Source organism: Streptomyces sp. NPDC026062, from assembly GCF_055568375.1.
In genome coordinates, this window is the sequence record NZ_JBVHOQ010000001.1 from 249,353 (window position 1) to 263,442 (window position 14,090).

Below are 14,090 nucleotides of genomic sequence, written 5' to 3' on the forward strand. Positions count from 1 at the left end.
CTCCGGGCGACGAGCAATTGCTTATCGTCTACAGTCTACCGAGCACAACGCCCCTCAGGGGCAGCGGATCACCTGTCCGGCATAGCTGAGGTTCCCGCCGAAGCCGAAGAGCAGCGCCGGAGCACCGGTGGCTACCTCGCCCCGCTCCACCAGCTTGGACAGGGCCATCGGGATCGAGGCCGCGGACGTATTGCCTGAATCCACCACGTCCCGGGCGATGACCGCGTTGACCGCGCCGATCCTCCTGGCGACGGGTTCGATGATCCTCAGATTGGCCTGATGCAACACCACCGCGGCGAGATCCTCGGGGGTGATTCCAGCCTTTTCGCACACCTTGCGCGCGATGGGCGGCAGTTGGGTGGTGGCCCAGCGGTAGACGGACTGCCCCTCCTGCGCGAACCGCGGCGGCGTGCCCTCGATCCGTACCGCATCCCCCATCGCCGGCACCGAACCCCACAGCACCGGCCCGATCCCGGGACTGCCGTCCGCCCCCGAGTCGGCGACCACGACGGCCGCACCGGCGCCGTCCCCCATCAGCACGCAGCTGGAGCGGTCGGTCCAGTCGACGATGTCGCCCATCTTGTCGGCGCCGATCACGAGGGCGCGCGTGGCGGCACCGGCCCGCAGGGCGTGGTCGGCGGTGGCGAGGGCGTGGGTGAATCCGGAACAGACCACATTGATGTCCATCACCGCGGGCGAGGACATGCCGAGGCGCGCCGCGACCCGCGCCGACATGCTCGGCGAGCGGTCGATCGCGGTGGAGGTGGCGACCAGAACCAGATCGATGTCGGCCGGCTGAAGACCGGCGGCGGCGAGCGCCTTGGCCGCCGCGTGCGCGGCCAGCTCGTCCACCGGCTCATCGGGACCACCGAGGTGCCGGGTCTTGATGCCGACGCGGCTGGTGATCCACTCGTCGCTGGTGTCGACCATCGCCGCCAGATCTTGATTGGTGAGCACCTTGGCGGGCTGATAGTGGCCGAGCGCCACGACACGCGAGCCGGTCATATTCAGGTTCCCCTCGCTACATATGGCAGGAACCATCCAGTCTTGGTCGCTACCGCCCGGTACAAGGGCACGTGATCCCACAGGAATACCGGCCGGAGGTTGGAGGCTTGACAACAGTCTTGACCGTTTGATTTGCATACTGTAGACAACATTCTGTCGACTGACAGCATCTTCCGTTCTCCTCGGCTCCTCTCTCCCGCACGTCCCCCACTCCGCCTCGCTAGGTCGGCTACCGAACGGAGAGCCCCGTGAACGTCGCAGGAGCCGGCGCCGAGCGCGCCGGCGGCCACCAGACCTCCGCCCTCCTCGCCCGCACCTCCCCGGTGCGGGAAGGGAGCGCACCATGAACAACAACCGCAAGCGGCGCGAGCCCAGGCGGTACGAGCGGCTGACGCACCCTCTGGTCCGGGACACGGACGGTGTGCTGAGGCAGGCAGGCTGGGACGAGGCGCTGGACCGCGCGGCCGCCGGGTTCCGGCAGGCCCGTCGGGCGTACGGCCCCGACGCCTTCGCGATGCTGTCCTGCGCCCGCGCCACGAACGAGATGAACTACGTGGCGCAGAAGTTCACCCGGGTGGTGATGGGCACCAACAACGTGGACTCCTGCAACCGCACCTGTCACGCCCCGAGCGTCGCCGGTCTCTCCGCGGCCTTCGGATCGGGCGGCGGCACCTCCTCGTACGAGGAGGTCGAGCAGACGGACCTCATCGTGATGTGGGGTTCCAACGCCCGGTTCGCACACCCGATCTTCTTCCAGCACGTACTGAAGGGCATCCGCAACGGCGCCCGTATGTACGCCGTCGATCCGCGCCGCACCTCGACGGCCCAGTGGGCGGAGAGCTGGCTCGGTCCGAACGTCGGTACCGACATCGCCCACGCCGTCGGCCGGGAGATCATCCATGCCGGGCTGGTCAACGAGGCGTTCGTGGCCCGCGCGACGACGGGCTTCGAGGAGTACGCGGCGCTCGTCGAGCCGTGGACGCTCTCGGCGGCCGAGCAGGTGACCGGGGCGCCCGCCGGGGCCGTCCGCGATCTGGCCCACGCCTACGCCACCGCCGAACGGGCCCAGCTGTGCTGGACCCTTGGCATTACCGAGCACCACAACGGCACCGATGGCATTACCGAGCACCACAACGGCACCGACAACGTCCGCGCGCTGATCAACCTGTCGATGCTCACCGGGCACGTCGGCCGGTACGGGTCCGGCGTCCAGCCCCTGCGCGGCCAGAACAACGTGCAGGGCGGCGGTGACATGGGCGCCATCCCCAACAAGCTGCCCGGCTTCCAGGACATCCTCGACCCGGCCTCCCGGCAGAAGTTCGAACGGACCTGGGACACCGTCATCCAGCCCCGGTACGGCAAGACGCTCACCGAGATGTTCGAGTCGATGGAGAGCGGTGAGCTGCACGCGGTCTACTGCATCGGCGAGAACCCGGCCCAGTCGGAGGCCGACAGCGAACAGGCGGTGCGGCGGCTGCGGTCCCTGGACCATCTGGTGGTCCAGGACATCTTCCTGACGAAGACCGCGGAACTCGCGGATCTCGTCCTGCCGGCGACGGCCGCCTGGGCGGAGACGGACGGGACGACGACCAACAGCGAGCGCCGGGTGCAACGGGTGCGGGCGGCGCTGGTGCCGCCGGGCGAGGCCCGGGAGGACATCGAGATCATCTGTTCCCTGGCCGGACGCCTGGGCCACGCATGGAAGTTCACGGACGCCGAGACGGTCTGGAACGAGCTGCGTTCGCTCTCGCCCGACCACTTCGGGATGACGTATGACCGGCTGGAGGAGCACCAGGGCCTCCAGTGGCCCTGCCCCGACACGGAGAAGCTCCCATCGGGCTTCCTGCACGCCCGGCTCTGGGAGACCGATCCGGTACGCCGGGGCCCGGCCGCCCCCTTCGGGCTCGTCCGGCACGATCCGCCGGTCGACCTCACGGACGAGGTGTACCCCCTGCGCCTGACGACAGGCCGTCGCCTCGACTCGTACAACACCGGTGTGCAGAGCAGTGGTTACGCTTCACCGCTGCGGCGGGGCGAGTACATCGAGCTCTGCCCCGAGGACGCGGCCGCCTACGGTGTCGCGACCGGTGAGGAAGTGCGGGTCTCGTCCAGGCGGGGCAGCGTCACCGCGCCCGTGTGGATAGATCCCGGACTGCGTCCGGGGCTCGCCTTCATGACGATGCACTTCCCGGACGAGGTCGACACCAACGCGCTGACGATCGAGGCGAACTGCCCGATCGCCGGCACCGCCGAGTTCAAGGCGTCCGCCGTGCGGATCGAGAAGCTGGTGCCCGCATGGACCTGAGATGTCCGGAAGCCGAACCGACTGATGCCGAACGGGAGGCGGTGGACGCCCTGTTGGGGCCGCCGCCGTCGGGCTGGGAGGGCGGCACGACGCGCGGCGACGAGGATCTGCGGTGGGCGCGCGGCGGCGCGTCGGCCGCGAAGGACCGGCGCAACAGGCTGCTGCCCGCCCTGCACGCGGTGAACGACCGGACCGGCTGGATCAGCGAGGGCGCGCTCGGCTACATCTGCCGCCGGCTGACGGTGGCCCCGGCCGAGGCGTACGGCGTGGCGACGTTCTACGCGATGTTCTCGCTGCGCCCCCGCCCGGCGAAGGTCCTCCATGTCTGCACGGACCTGGCCTGCGCGGCCCGCGGCTCGGCCGCGGTGTGCGCGGACCTGACGGAGGCCTTCGCCCCGGCGGGTGCGGCCGCGGAGGGAGCGGTCTGGCAGGAGAGCCCCTGTCTGGGCCTGTGCGAACGGGCTCCGGCGGCGCTGCTGATCCGGGCGGGTTCCCCGCACACCTCGGCGGTCGTCGCGCCCGCCACCGCCGAGGCCCTGACCGCGGCGGCCCGCGGTACCCCGGAGACCTCCCCCGCCGAGCCCCCGCCCGGGGCCGCCGTCTCCCAGGCCGGAAACGGCCGCCTCGTCCTCCTCGAACGTGTCGGCACCACCGACCCCGCCTCCCTCGACGACTACCGGGCGCACGGCGGCTACACCGCCCTGCGCCGCGCCTTCGCCCTCGGCCCCGCGGGCGTCATCCGCGAAGTGCTGGACGCCGGACTCGTCGGCAGGGGCGGCGCCGCGTTCCCGACCGGGCGCAAGTGGGAGGCCACGGCCCCGCAGCCCGACGGCCCGCACTACCTCGTCTGCAACGCGGACGAGAGCGAGCCGGGCACCTTCAAGGACCGGGTGCTGATGGAGGGCGACCCGTACGCCCTCGTCGAGGCGATGACCGTGGCCGGCTACGCCATCGGCGCCCGTGTCTCGACCGAGTACGGGGTGCCGCTCACCGAATCGGCCTGTGTCTACTGCGGCAACTGCATCGAGGTGTGCCCGACCGGAGCGCTCTCCTTCAAGACCGAGTTCGACATGCGTGCGGCCGGGACCTGGGACGAACCGGCGCAGACGGAGACCACCACGGTCTGCGCGTACTGCGGAGTCGGCTGCAACGTCACACTCCATGTGCAGGACAATGAGATCGTCAAGGTCACCTCGCCGCACGACAATCCGGTGACCCACGGCAACATCTGCATCAAGGGCCGTTTCGGCTTCCAACACGTACAGAATCGGGTCTGACTGTCATGGGACGGGTCACCGAGCGCCGCCGCACCATCCGCATCCGGGACGGAGCCGTCTCCACCCGCCCCGACACCCTCGTCGCCGAGGAGCCGCTGGAGATACGGCTGAACGGCAGGGCGCTGGCCATCACCATGCGCACCCCGGGCGACGACTTCGCGCTGGCGGCCGGCTTCCTGGTGAGCGAGGGCGTGATCGGTGACGGATCCGAGGTCCGGTCGATCGTGTACTGCGCCGGGGCGACGGCCGACGGGGTGAACACCTACAACGTGGTGGACGTGAAGCTCGCGCCCGGCGTCGTGGTCCCCGACATCACGCTGGAGCGCAACGTGTACACGACGTCCTCCTGCGGTCTGTGCGGCAAGGCCAGCCTGGACGCGGTGCGCACCACGACCCGGCACCCGGTCGCGGACTCGCCCCCGGTGCGGGTCGGGCCCGAGCTGCTGGCCGCGCTCCCCGACCGGCTGCGTGCCTCGCAGCGGGTCTTCGACCGGACCGGGGGCCTGCACGCGGCGGCCCTGTTCTCCGAGACGGGCGAGCTGATCGACGTACGGGAGGACGTCGGCCGGCACAACGCGGTCGACAAGCTGGTGGGCCGGGCCCTGACTGACGGCCGGCTGCCGCTGACCCGGTCGATCCTGCTGGTCTCGGGCCGGGCCTCGTTCGAACTGGCGCAGAAGGCGGTGATGGCCGGGATCCCGATGCTGGCCGCCGTTTCGGCGCCGTCGTCCCTCGCGGTCGACCTGGCGGCCGAGAGCGGTCTGACCCTGGTCGGATTCCTTCGGGGACCTTCCATGAACGTGTACGCGGGAGAGCATCGCATCGCCCTGGAGGCGACGGCCGTCCAGGGCTGAGGAGCTCCGCCCGCCGCACGGGTGAGGGGCAGCCCCCGAGGGGGTCCGGCCGGCGGGGAGCGCCCCCTGCGCCGGCCGGCCTCAGCCCACCGGCAAGGCCTCCCGCACGGCCCCGGAGCCGTCCGTGAGCACTTCCCCCGGATCGCGGGAGCGCCGCCTGGCGATCACCGCGCACACCATGAGCTGCATCTGGTGGAAGAGCATCAGCGGCAGCACGGCGAGGCTCGCCTGCGCGCCGAACAGAACGCTGGCCATCGGCAGCCCCGAGGCGAGGCTCTTCTTGGATCCGGCGAACTGGATGGCGATACGGTCCTCGCGGCCGAACCCGAGCCGTTTCGCCCCGTACCAGCTCAGGGCGAGCATGAGCGCGAGCAGCACGGCCTCGGCACCGAGCAGCGCACCGAGCCGGGCGGGGGTGACCTGGTGCCAGACGCCCGCGACCATGCCCTCGCTGAACGCGGTGTAGACGACCAGCAGGATCGATCCCCGGTCCACATGGCCCAGGACCTTCCTGTGACGGGCGATGAACCCGCCGATCCAGCGGCGCAGCAGCTGACCCGCGACGAACGGCAGCAGGAGCTGGACGCCGATCTTCAGCAGGGCGTCGGCGGAGAACCCGCCACCGCTGTTGCCGAGGAGTGCCGCCGCGAGCAGCGGGGTGAGGAAGATGCCGGCGATCGAGGAGAAGGAGCCCGCGCAGATCGCGGCGGGCACATTTCCCCGGGCGATCGAGGTGAAGGCGATCGAGGACTGGATCGTCGAGGGGACGAGACAGAGGAAGAGGAACCCGCTCTGCAACTCGGGCGTCAGCACGAGGGGCACCAGGCCCCCGCTCGCCAGCCCCAGCAGCGGGAAGGCGACAAAGGTGCAGGCCAGGACGGTGAGGTGCAGCCGCCAATGCCTGAATCCGTCGAGCGCTTCCCTGGTGGAGAGCCGTGCGCCGTAGAGGAAGAACAGGAAGGCGACCGCCCCCGTGGACGCCCCGCCCGCCACATCGGCCGCGGCGCCGGAGGCCGGCAGCAGAGCCGCGAGTACGACGGTGCCGATCAACGCCATGATGTACGGGTCGATCGGCAGCCAGGACGGCAGCTGCGGGGTGCGGCGGCTCATGTGCTCCACGTGTTCTCTCGTTCATGGTCGTGCCCTCCTCATCCTGCTCCTGATCACCGACATCGGGAATCCGGTATACCGCTCTGACTGTGATCGCGGATCGCGATAACCTCCTTGTGTGTACGACCCCTCGCAGCTGCGCACCTTCCTCGCCGTCGCCCAGACCCTCAGCTTCACGGCGGCAGCCCGCCGGCTCGGGGTACGGCAGTCCACGGTGAGCCAGCATGTGCGGCGGCTGGAGGACGCGACCGGGCGTCAGCTGTTCGCCCGGGACACGCACCGGGTCGATCTCACGGTGGACGGCGAGGCGATGCTCGGCTTCGCGCGGACGATCCTGGAGGCCCATGAGCGGGCGTCGGCCTTCTTCACGGGGACCCGGCTGCGCGGGCGGCTGCGCTTCGGGGCGTCGGAGGACTTCGTACTGACCCGGCTGCCGGAGATCCTCCAGTCGTTCCGCCACGACCATCCGGAGGTGGAGCTGGAGCTGACCGTGGAGCTGTCGGGCACCCTGCACCGGCAGCTGGCGGCGGGCCGGCTCGATCTGGTGCTCGCCAAGCGGCGGACCGGGGACACCCACGGGGAACTGGTCTGGCAGGACGCGCTGACCTGGATCGGCGCGCCGGGGCTGCGGATCGATCCGGACCGCCCGGTGCCGCTGATCCTCTTCCCGCCGCCGGGCATCACCCGGGCCCGCGCGCTGGAGGTCCTGGAGGAGCAGGGCCGCTCCTGGCGGATCGCGTGCACGAGCGGCAGCCTCAGCGGGCTGATCGCGGCCGCCCATGCCGGGCTCGGTGTGATGGCGCACAGCCGCGGTCTGGTCCCGCCCGGACTGGTCCCGGTGGCTGCCCGGGAGGGGCTGCCGGAACTCGGCGACGTGGACTTCGTCCTGCTGCACGGCAGGCACCGGGGCGGCGCGCAGCAGGCGGCGAACGCGCTGGCGGCGGCGATCCTGGCGGGCGGCGACCGGCTGATCCGCCCGCGCGGGGAGATCGGCGCGATCGGCACGGGGAGCCGCGCATGACGGCGGGCGGGGACGGGAAGAACGGCAGGCACGGCAGGACTCACCGGAGCGGCCGGCCCCGGCCGGCCCGGCGGATCCGGACCGATCGCCCGTACCCCCACAGAACGCAGTGATCGCGGCGTTCAGATTCGGTGGAGATTCGCGCGCGAGCCACTTACTCCTTGGTCGGAAGCGCGTCCGGGCCTTGCCCATCTGGCCGGATTTCGCCGCCTGTCCCGTGCAGGGGGCACCTGGTGCGGAATGCCTGCGGCTCTCCCGGAGCGGCGCTCGGTGGGGTAGCGTCACGGCGCTGTGCGGAGCGCCACAAGGAGCAGGTCAATGCGTGAGTTCACTGTCCCACCCATGGCGGCCGCGCCCCACGTAGGCGGGCTCGCGGATGTCGTGTTCGACTACGCCGAGGAGGATCCGCACCGGATCGCCCTCGGCCGGAAGGACGCGGACGGGCGCTGGCGGGATGTCACCTCGGCGACGTTCCGCGACGAGGTACTGGCGGTGGCCAAGGGGCTGATCGCGCACGGGGTGCGGTTCGGCGACCGGGTCGCCCTGGTGTCGCGTACCCGTTACGAGTGGACCGTCTTCGACTTCGCCCTGTGGGCGGTCGGTGCGCAGTCCGTGCCCGTCTATCCGACGTCCTCGGCCGAGCAGGTCCTGTGGATGCTGCACGACGCCGAGGTCTCGGCGGTGATGGTCGAGCACGAGGACCACGCGATGACGATCGCGTCGGTGATCGACCGGCTGCCGCAGCTGAAGCGGCTGTGGCAGCTGGACGCCGACGCGGTGACCGAGCTGATCGAGGCCGGTGCCCATATCGACGACGAGGTCGTACACCGGCACCGTCGCGCGGTGACACCCGAGTCGGTCGCGACCATCATCTACACCTCGGGGACTACGGGGCGCCCGAAGGGCTGTGTGATCACGCACGCCAACTTCATGTTCGAGACGGAGACCATGGCCTCGCGCTGGGAGTCGGTCTTCCACTCCAGGCCGGGCGACGAGGCGGCGACTCTGCTCTTCCTGCCGCTGGCACACGTCTTCGGGCGAATGGTGGAGGTCGCGGCGATCCGCGGCCGGGTGAAGCTGGGCCACCAGCCGGAGCTGTCGGCGAAGGCGCTGATGCCGGACCTGGTGTCGTTCCGTCCCACGTTCATCCTGGCGGTGCCGTACATCTTCGAGAAGGTCTTCAACGGGGCCCGGCGCAAGGCCGAGACGGAGGGCCGGATCGGGCCGTTCGACAAAGCCGTCGACATCGCGGTGAAGTACGCGGAGGCGATGGAGGCGCGGGCGTTCGGCACCGGCCCGGGGCCGTCCGCCGGGCTGCGGATGCAGCACCAGTTCTTCGACAAGGTCGTGTACAAGAAGGTGCGCGAGGCGATGGGCGGCCGGATCCGGCACGCGATGTCGGGCGGTTCGGGGATGGAGCGGCAGCTCGGGCTGTTCTTCGAGGGCGCCGGTGTCACCGTGTACGAGGGGTACGGACTGACCGAGACGACGGCCGCCGCCACCGCCAACCCCCCTGAGCGCACCCGGTACGGCACGGTGGGGCAGCCGATCCCCGGCACGACCGTGCACATCGCCGACGACGGCGAGATATGGGTGTACGGCGCCAACGTCTTCGGCGGATATCTGGGCGATCCGAAGTCCACCGCCGCGGTGCTCAACGAGGGCTGGCTGTCCACCGGCGACCTGGGGTCGCTGGACGAGGACGGCTATCTGACGATCACCGGGCGCAAGAAGGAGATCCTGGTGACGTCCGGTGGGAAGAGCGTCTCGCCGACGGGCCTGGAGGAGCGGGTGCGGGCACATCCGCTGGTCGCTCAGTGCATCGTGGTCGGCAACGACCGGCCGTACATCGCGGCGCTGGTCACCATCGACCAGGAGTCCGTGGAGCACTGGCTCGCCATGCAGGGGCGGCAGCCGCTGTCCCCGGCGGAACTGGTGCGGGACCCGGATCTGGAGATGGAGGTCCGGCGCGCGGTGGTGGCCGCGAACACGGCGGTCTCCCAGGCCGAGTCGATCCGTACGTTCCGGATCCTGGCCCACCAGTTCACCGAGGAACACGGTCTGCTCACGCCGTCACTGAAACTGAAGCGCAAGACAATCGAGGCGGCGTACGCCACCGAGGTGGACGCGCTCTACCGCTGACGGGCCGCGGTCCGGTGCGTGGCCGGGCCCGGCCGCGGTCCGGCGCGCTGAGGCCGCTCCCGTGCGTCGGCCCTGTCCCCGTGCGTGGCCCGGCGTGGGTGCCGCGCCGGGAGTACCGTTCCGGTGAAACGGCGCGCGGACGGGAATGTGCGGGCCGTCTTGATCGTTCACCCTGGGAGTCCCATCGAGTCCCACCCCACAACGTTAGGATCGACCGCTCGTGAGCCAGGTCCCCTCCCTCACCCTCAACAACGGCGTCGAGATGCCGCAGCTCGGTTTCGGAGTCTGGCAGGTGCCGGACAACGAGGCCGCGAAAGCGGTCGCCACGGCCATCGAGGCCGGGTACCGCAGCATCGACACCGCCGCGATCTACCAGAACGAGGCGGGCACCGGAAAGGCGATCGCGGCCTCCGGTGTCGCCCGCGAAGAGCTTTTCGTGACCACGAAGCTGTGGAACACGGAGCAGGGCTACGATGCGACGCTGCGCGCCTTCGACGCCTCCCTCGACAAGCTGGGCCTCGACCACGTCGACCTGTACCTGATCCACTGGCCGGTACCGGCCAAGGACGCCTATGTCGACACGTACCGGGCGCTGGAGAAGATCTACGCCGACGGCCGCGCGAAGGCCATCGGCGTCTCGAACTTCCTTCCCGAGCACCTGGAGCGCCTGCTGGGCGAGACCTCCGTGGTGCCGGCGCTCAACCAGATCGAGCTGCACCCGCAGCTCCAGCAGGCCGAGTCGCGTGCGCTGCACGCCAAGCACGGCATCGCCACCGAGGCGTGGTCCCCGCTCGGTTCGGGCAAGGGACTCCTGGAGGTCCCGACGGTCGTCGCGGTCGCGCGGAAGCACGGCCGCACCCCCGCGCAGGCCGTTCTGCGCTGGCACCTCCAGACGGGCAACGTGGTGATCCCCAAGTCCGTGACACCGTCGCGGATCGCGGAGAACATCGACGTGTTCGGCTTCGAGCTGGACGCCGACGACCTGGCCGCGTTCGCGGCACTGGACGAGGGCAAGCGGCTCGGCCCGAACCCGGGCGAGTTCAACCTCGGCGCCTGAGGCCCGGCGTACCACCGCCGCACCAACTGAGACCGCCGCCCGGCCGGAGCCGGGCGGCGGTCTCGCTGTACGGGCCGTACGCGCAGGGCAAGCGGGACACGCAGGGCACGCAGGCGACGTGCAGGACACGAAGTACGGGCTGCGAAGGTCGGCACAGGCTGAGCGAGCCGCCATGAAGGGACCGGAAAAACATGACCGGGGACACCACACCCGCCGTCGGGACGGGTCTTTACCGGCTGCGCAATGTGAGCAGCGGGCTGGTGCTGGAGGTCCGGGAGGCCGCACAGCGCGGCGGCGCACCCGTACAGCAGAACGAGGCCGATGGATCGGCTTCCCAGCACTGGGAGTTCACCCCCGTCCACGAGGGCGCGGCCCTGCACCACGTGGTCAACGCCCACAGCGGCAAGCGGCTGGATGTGCGCGGCGCCTCCGTGGAGAACGGGGCCGTGATCCAGCAGTGGCGCGCGAACAACTTCGGTGCCCAGGAGTGGCTGATCGAGCGGCATCTGGAGGCGCCGGGCACGGTGACGCTCGTCAGCTTCGTGAGCGGACTGGTCCTTGAGGTCGCCGACGGAAGTACGGCGAAGGGGGCACCGGTCCAGCAGTGGGAGGACACCGACTCCCCCGGCCAGTGGTGGCGGCTGGAGCCGGTGTCCGGCACGGCCTGAGGCTCGGCACTCAGGCGCGGCGGCCCAGGTGGACCGTGCGGGCCAGGAGCAGGTAGGTGTCGCGGCGGCGGCTCAGTCCGGCCGGGTCCTCGGGGTCGAGCAGGCGGTCCAGCACCGCGATGTCGTCGGCGTCGAGCCTGTCGCGCAGCCCGTCGCGGCGGCGGGAGAGTTCGGCGACGACGTGGTCACGCGCCACCTCGCCGAGCGGTGCGGGCAGGTCGAGCAGGAAACTCCGGGTGCCCTGCGGGGCGAGGCCCACCGCGGTGAACAGGGCTGCCCAGTCCTCGTTCTCCCGCCGGGCGTCGGGCAGCTCCGCCCGCATCTCCTCGAAGGCCTCGGCCTGCACCGCCTCCATACGCGCCTCCAGGCCGGGCCGGCCGAAGCCGAGGTCGCGCGGGAGCTGACGCGGCTGGAGCCCGCCCTCGACGAGTGCGACGGTGCCGCCGGGGTTCAGCAGCTCGCCGAAGCCGGCCAGCACGGCGCGCTGGTCGCCCATGTGGTGCAGTGTGTTCCCCGCCCAGATCAGGTCGGCCCGCCCCAGCTCCGCGAGTTCACCGGGCAGCTCGGCGTGCAGCGTGCTGACCCGCTCCCCGAGCCCGAGCCGCCCGGCGCGGTCGCGCGTGCGCGCCAGCAGGGCGGGGGTGCCGTCGACCGCGACGACCTCCGCGTCGGGGAACGTCTCGGCAAGCAGACAGGAGACCACGCCCGGTCCGCTGCCGATGTCCAGGACCCTGCGCACCTTCGGGGCATCGGGCAGCCCGGCGATCCAGCGGGCGGCCTGCGTGTACTGCTCGCCGCTGAGTTCGGCGTTCTGCTCAAGCAGCGGGCCCATGACGTCCCAGTCGGGGTCGGCGGAGCCGTGATGGTGTCCGTGCGCACCACTTCCCCGGTGATCGTGCGTGTCGGTGCCGTCGTGGTGGTGACCGTGCCCGGTGTGATTGCTCATGGGCCCAGCCTCACCGCACTGCAACGATGGAGCAAACTTTCTTGCCATTACGGCAAGCCGTCCCCTTCCTCTCTCCGGCGGCGGACGGGACGGCTCTTTCAGGCACTGGGTGGGGTGGCGAGGTACTCCTCGTCGGTGACGGGGTTCAGCCAGTGCACGACGTCGTGGTCGGAGTCACCCTCGTTGATGGCCAGGTGGACCATCAGCCGGTTCGGGGCGGCGCCGTGCCAGTGCTCCTCGTCCGCCTCGAACAGGACGCGGTCACCGGGCCGGATGACCTCGACCGGTCCGCCGCGGCGCCCGCACAGGCCCACGCCCTCGGTGACGAACACGGTCTGGCCGAGTGGGTGGCGGTGCCAGTGGGTTCGGGCGCCCGGCATGAAGTGGACCAGGCTCGCGGTGACCCGGGACGGGGCGGCGGCCGCGGCGACGGGGTCGATGTACACGTCACCGGTGAACCAGTCGGCCGGGCCCTTGACGGTGTCGATCGAACTGCGGGTGATCTGCATGTCATTCCTTGGGTGAGTGGCGAAAGGAGATGTGCCCCGGCCGGGGAGCGAAGGGGGAGGCTCCCCCGGCCGGGGAGCGAAGGGGGAGGCTCCCCCGGCCGGGTCGGACCGGGGCATCAGGGCTTGAGGAGGGTCTTGATGGCGCGGCGCTCGTCCATCGCACGGTAGCCCTCGGCGACCTGGTCCAGGGGCAGGGTGAGGTCGAAGACCTTGCCCGGGTCGATCCGGCGGGTGAGGACGCGGTCGATGAGGTCGGGGAGGTAGCGGCGTACGGGTGCCGGACCGCCACGCAGGCCGACGTGGGAGAAGAACAGTTCCTGGCCGTCGAGGGCCACCTCGTGCGGGACGCCGACGAAGCCGACATTGCCGCCGGGCCGGGCCGAGTGCAGGGCCTGCCGCATGGCCTCGGCGGTGCCGACGCACTCCAGCACGCTGTCGGCGCCGGTCCCGCCGGTCAGCTCCAGGACCCGGGCCACGCCCTCCTCGCCACGCTCGGTGACGATGTCGGTGGCGCCGAACTCAAGGGCCAGCTTCTGCCGGGACTCGTGCCGGGACATCGCCACGATCCGCTCCGCCCCCATCTCCTTCGCCGCGATGACCCCGCACAGGCCGACCGCCCCGTCGCCGACGACCACGGCCGTCGAGCCGGGCCTGACCTCGGCCGCGTCGGCGGCCCACCAGCCGGTGCCCATCACGTCGGACACGGCCAGCAGACCCGGCCAGAACTCCTCGCCGGGCACTTCCTCGGTGGCGACCAGGGTGCCCTGGGCGTTGGGGATGCGCACGTACTCGGCCTGGCAGGTCGACATGAACTCGCGGTGCAGACAGTTCGACTGGAAACCGTTCGCGCAGTTCACGCAGGTGTTGTCCGAGGTCGCGAAGGAGCCGACGACGAACTGGCCCGGTCGCAGTGAGGTGACCTCGGAGCCGACCTCCTCCACGAAGCCGGCGTACTCGTGGCCCATCGGGTGCGGGTCGCCGATCGGCTCAGCACCGCGGTAGGGCCACAGGTCGGAGCCGCAGACGCAGGTGACGGCCGTACGGATGACGGCATCGGTGGGCCGCAGGATCTTCGCGTCGTCCACGGTCTCGAAGCGCACATCGCCGGGGGCGTAGATCATTGCTCCGCGCATCAGGAGTTCCTTACGTACGAGGGGGCCGGCCCCTGGGGACGACCCGCGTGCCGACGCTCCGGG

At 70.9% G+C, this 14,090-nt stretch carries 12 protein-coding genes and 1 pseudogene; 8 read left to right on the forward strand and 5 right to left on the reverse strand.

Translation table 11 applies throughout. The features are described 5' to 3' along the window. Positions 1-54 precede the first annotated feature (54 nt). The gene (locus ACZ4LX_RS01055) at positions 55-1,005 is read right to left on the reverse strand and encodes a beta-ketoacyl-ACP synthase III (RefSeq protein ID WP_467636422.1); all 951 of its coding nucleotides are present in this window, start codon (positions 1,003-1,005) and stop codon (positions 55-57) included. Positions 1,006-1,348: 343 nt separating this feature from the next. Between ACZ4LX_RS01055 and ACZ4LX_RS01060 the strand changes: the two genes are divergently transcribed. From ACZ4LX_RS01060 to fdhD, 4 genes and pseudogenes are all read left to right on the forward strand, one after another. Beyond that, on the forward strand, positions 1,349-3,310 hold the full coding sequence (locus tag ACZ4LX_RS01060) for a molybdopterin oxidoreductase family protein (RefSeq protein ID WP_467636426.1): 1,962 nt from the start codon (positions 1,349-1,351) through the stop codon (positions 3,308-3,310). Further along, a pseudogene (locus ACZ4LX_RS01065) lies at positions 3,301-3,729 on the forward strand (NADH-quinone oxidoreductase subunit NuoE family protein); the annotation flags it as partial. The gene ACZ4LX_RS01060 and the pseudogene ACZ4LX_RS01065, both read left to right, overlap by 10 nt. Before the next feature lie 327 nt (positions 3,730-4,056). Then, entirely contained in the window at positions 4,057-4,587 is a 531-nt protein-coding gene (locus ACZ4LX_RS01070; protein WP_467636865.1) for a 4Fe-4S binding protein, read from the forward strand. 5 nt (positions 4,588-4,592) lie between these two features. Then, on the forward strand, positions 4,593-5,441 hold the full coding sequence (gene fdhD, locus ACZ4LX_RS01075) for a formate dehydrogenase accessory sulfurtransferase FdhD (RefSeq protein WP_467636429.1): 849 nt from the start codon (positions 4,593-4,595) through the stop codon (positions 5,439-5,441). Between the two features lie 81 nt (positions 5,442-5,522). On the opposite strand, the gene ACZ4LX_RS01080 is transcribed toward fdhD, so the two are convergent. Next, positions 5,523-6,551 carry a bile acid:sodium symporter family protein gene (locus ACZ4LX_RS01080; protein ID WP_467636432.1) on the reverse strand — a complete coding sequence of 343 codons (1,029 nt, stop codon included), beginning with the start codon at positions 6,549-6,551 and terminating at the stop codon, positions 5,523-5,525. Positions 6,552-6,669: 118 nt separating this feature from the next. Here ACZ4LX_RS01080 and ACZ4LX_RS01085 point away from each other — a divergent pair, with 118 nt between their 5' ends. The 4 genes from ACZ4LX_RS01085 (at position 6,670) to ACZ4LX_RS01100 (ending at position 11,439) form a co-directional block, all read left to right on the forward strand. Then, positions 6,670-7,572 carry a LysR substrate-binding domain-containing protein gene (locus tag ACZ4LX_RS01085; protein ID WP_467636435.1) on the forward strand — a complete coding sequence of 301 codons (903 nt, stop codon included), beginning with the start codon at positions 6,670-6,672 and terminating at the stop codon, positions 7,570-7,572. A gap of 342 nt (positions 7,573-7,914) precedes the next feature. Beyond that, positions 7,915-9,714, forward strand: coding sequence for an AMP-dependent synthetase/ligase (locus ACZ4LX_RS01090; protein WP_467636869.1), 1,800 nt, complete (start codon positions 7,915-7,917; stop codon positions 9,712-9,714). Positions 9,715-9,934: 220 nt separating this feature from the next. Next, complete coding sequence (locus ACZ4LX_RS01095) at positions 9,935-10,771, forward strand: aldo/keto reductase (protein WP_467636440.1); 837 nt, start codon at positions 9,935-9,937, stop codon at positions 10,769-10,771. Between the two features lie 191 nt (positions 10,772-10,962). After that, positions 10,963-11,439 (forward strand): RICIN domain-containing protein, encoded by a 477-nt coding sequence (locus ACZ4LX_RS01100; protein WP_467636445.1) that lies wholly within the window; start codon positions 10,963-10,965, stop codon positions 11,437-11,439. Positions 11,440-11,449: 10 nt separating this feature from the next. On the opposite strand, the gene ACZ4LX_RS01105 is transcribed toward ACZ4LX_RS01100, so the two are convergent. The 3 genes from ACZ4LX_RS01105 to ACZ4LX_RS01115 all read right to left on the reverse strand — a co-directional run bounded on the left by ACZ4LX_RS01105 (position 11,450) and on the right by ACZ4LX_RS01115 (position 14,027). Then, positions 11,450-12,385, reverse strand: coding sequence for a class I SAM-dependent methyltransferase (locus ACZ4LX_RS01105; RefSeq protein WP_467636448.1), 936 nt, complete (start codon positions 12,383-12,385; stop codon positions 11,450-11,452). Positions 12,386-12,483: 98 nt separating this feature from the next. Next, complete coding sequence (locus ACZ4LX_RS01110; RefSeq protein ID WP_467636453.1) at positions 12,484-12,894, reverse strand: (R)-mandelonitrile lyase; 411 nt, start codon at positions 12,892-12,894, stop codon at positions 12,484-12,486. Between the two features lie 116 nt (positions 12,895-13,010). Next, a complete protein-coding gene (locus ACZ4LX_RS01115; RefSeq protein ID WP_467636456.1) occupies positions 13,011-14,027 on the reverse strand; it encodes a zinc-dependent alcohol dehydrogenase family protein in 1,017 nt (338 codons plus the stop codon). Between the last annotated feature and the right edge of the window lie 63 nt (positions 14,028-14,090).

Excerpts from the sequence above, each read along its gene's own strand:
- fdhD (WP_467636429.1), top strand. The coding sequence starts at position 4,593 with ATGGGACGGGTCACCGAGCGCCGCCGCACCATCCGCATCCGGGACGGA.
- ACZ4LX_RS01105 (WP_467636448.1), bottom strand. The coding sequence starts at position 12,385 with ATGAGCAATCACACCGGGCACGGTCACCACCACGACGGCACCGACACG.
- ACZ4LX_RS01060 (WP_467636426.1), top strand. The coding sequence starts at position 1,349 with ATGAACAACAACCGCAAGCGGCGCGAGCCCAGGCGGTACGAGCGGCTG.
- ACZ4LX_RS01080 (WP_467636432.1), bottom strand. The coding sequence starts at position 6,551 with ATGAGCCGCCGCACCCCGCAGCTGCCGTCCTGGCTGCCGATCGACCCG.
- ACZ4LX_RS01090 (WP_467636869.1), top strand. The coding sequence starts at position 7,915 with ATGGCGGCCGCGCCCCACGTAGGCGGGCTCGCGGATGTCGTGTTCGAC.
- ACZ4LX_RS01110 (WP_467636453.1), bottom strand. The coding sequence starts at position 12,894 with ATGCAGATCACCCGCAGTTCGATCGACACCGTCAAGGGCCCGGCCGAC.
- ACZ4LX_RS01055 (WP_467636422.1), bottom strand. The coding sequence starts at position 1,005 with ATGACCGGCTCGCGTGTCGTGGCGCTCGGCCACTATCAGCCCGCCAAG.
- ACZ4LX_RS01100 (WP_467636445.1), top strand. The coding sequence starts at position 10,963 with ATGACCGGGGACACCACACCCGCCGTCGGGACGGGTCTTTACCGGCTG.
- ACZ4LX_RS01115 (WP_467636456.1), bottom strand. The coding sequence starts at position 14,027 with ATGCGCGGAGCAATGATCTACGCCCCCGGCGATGTGCGCTTCGAGACC.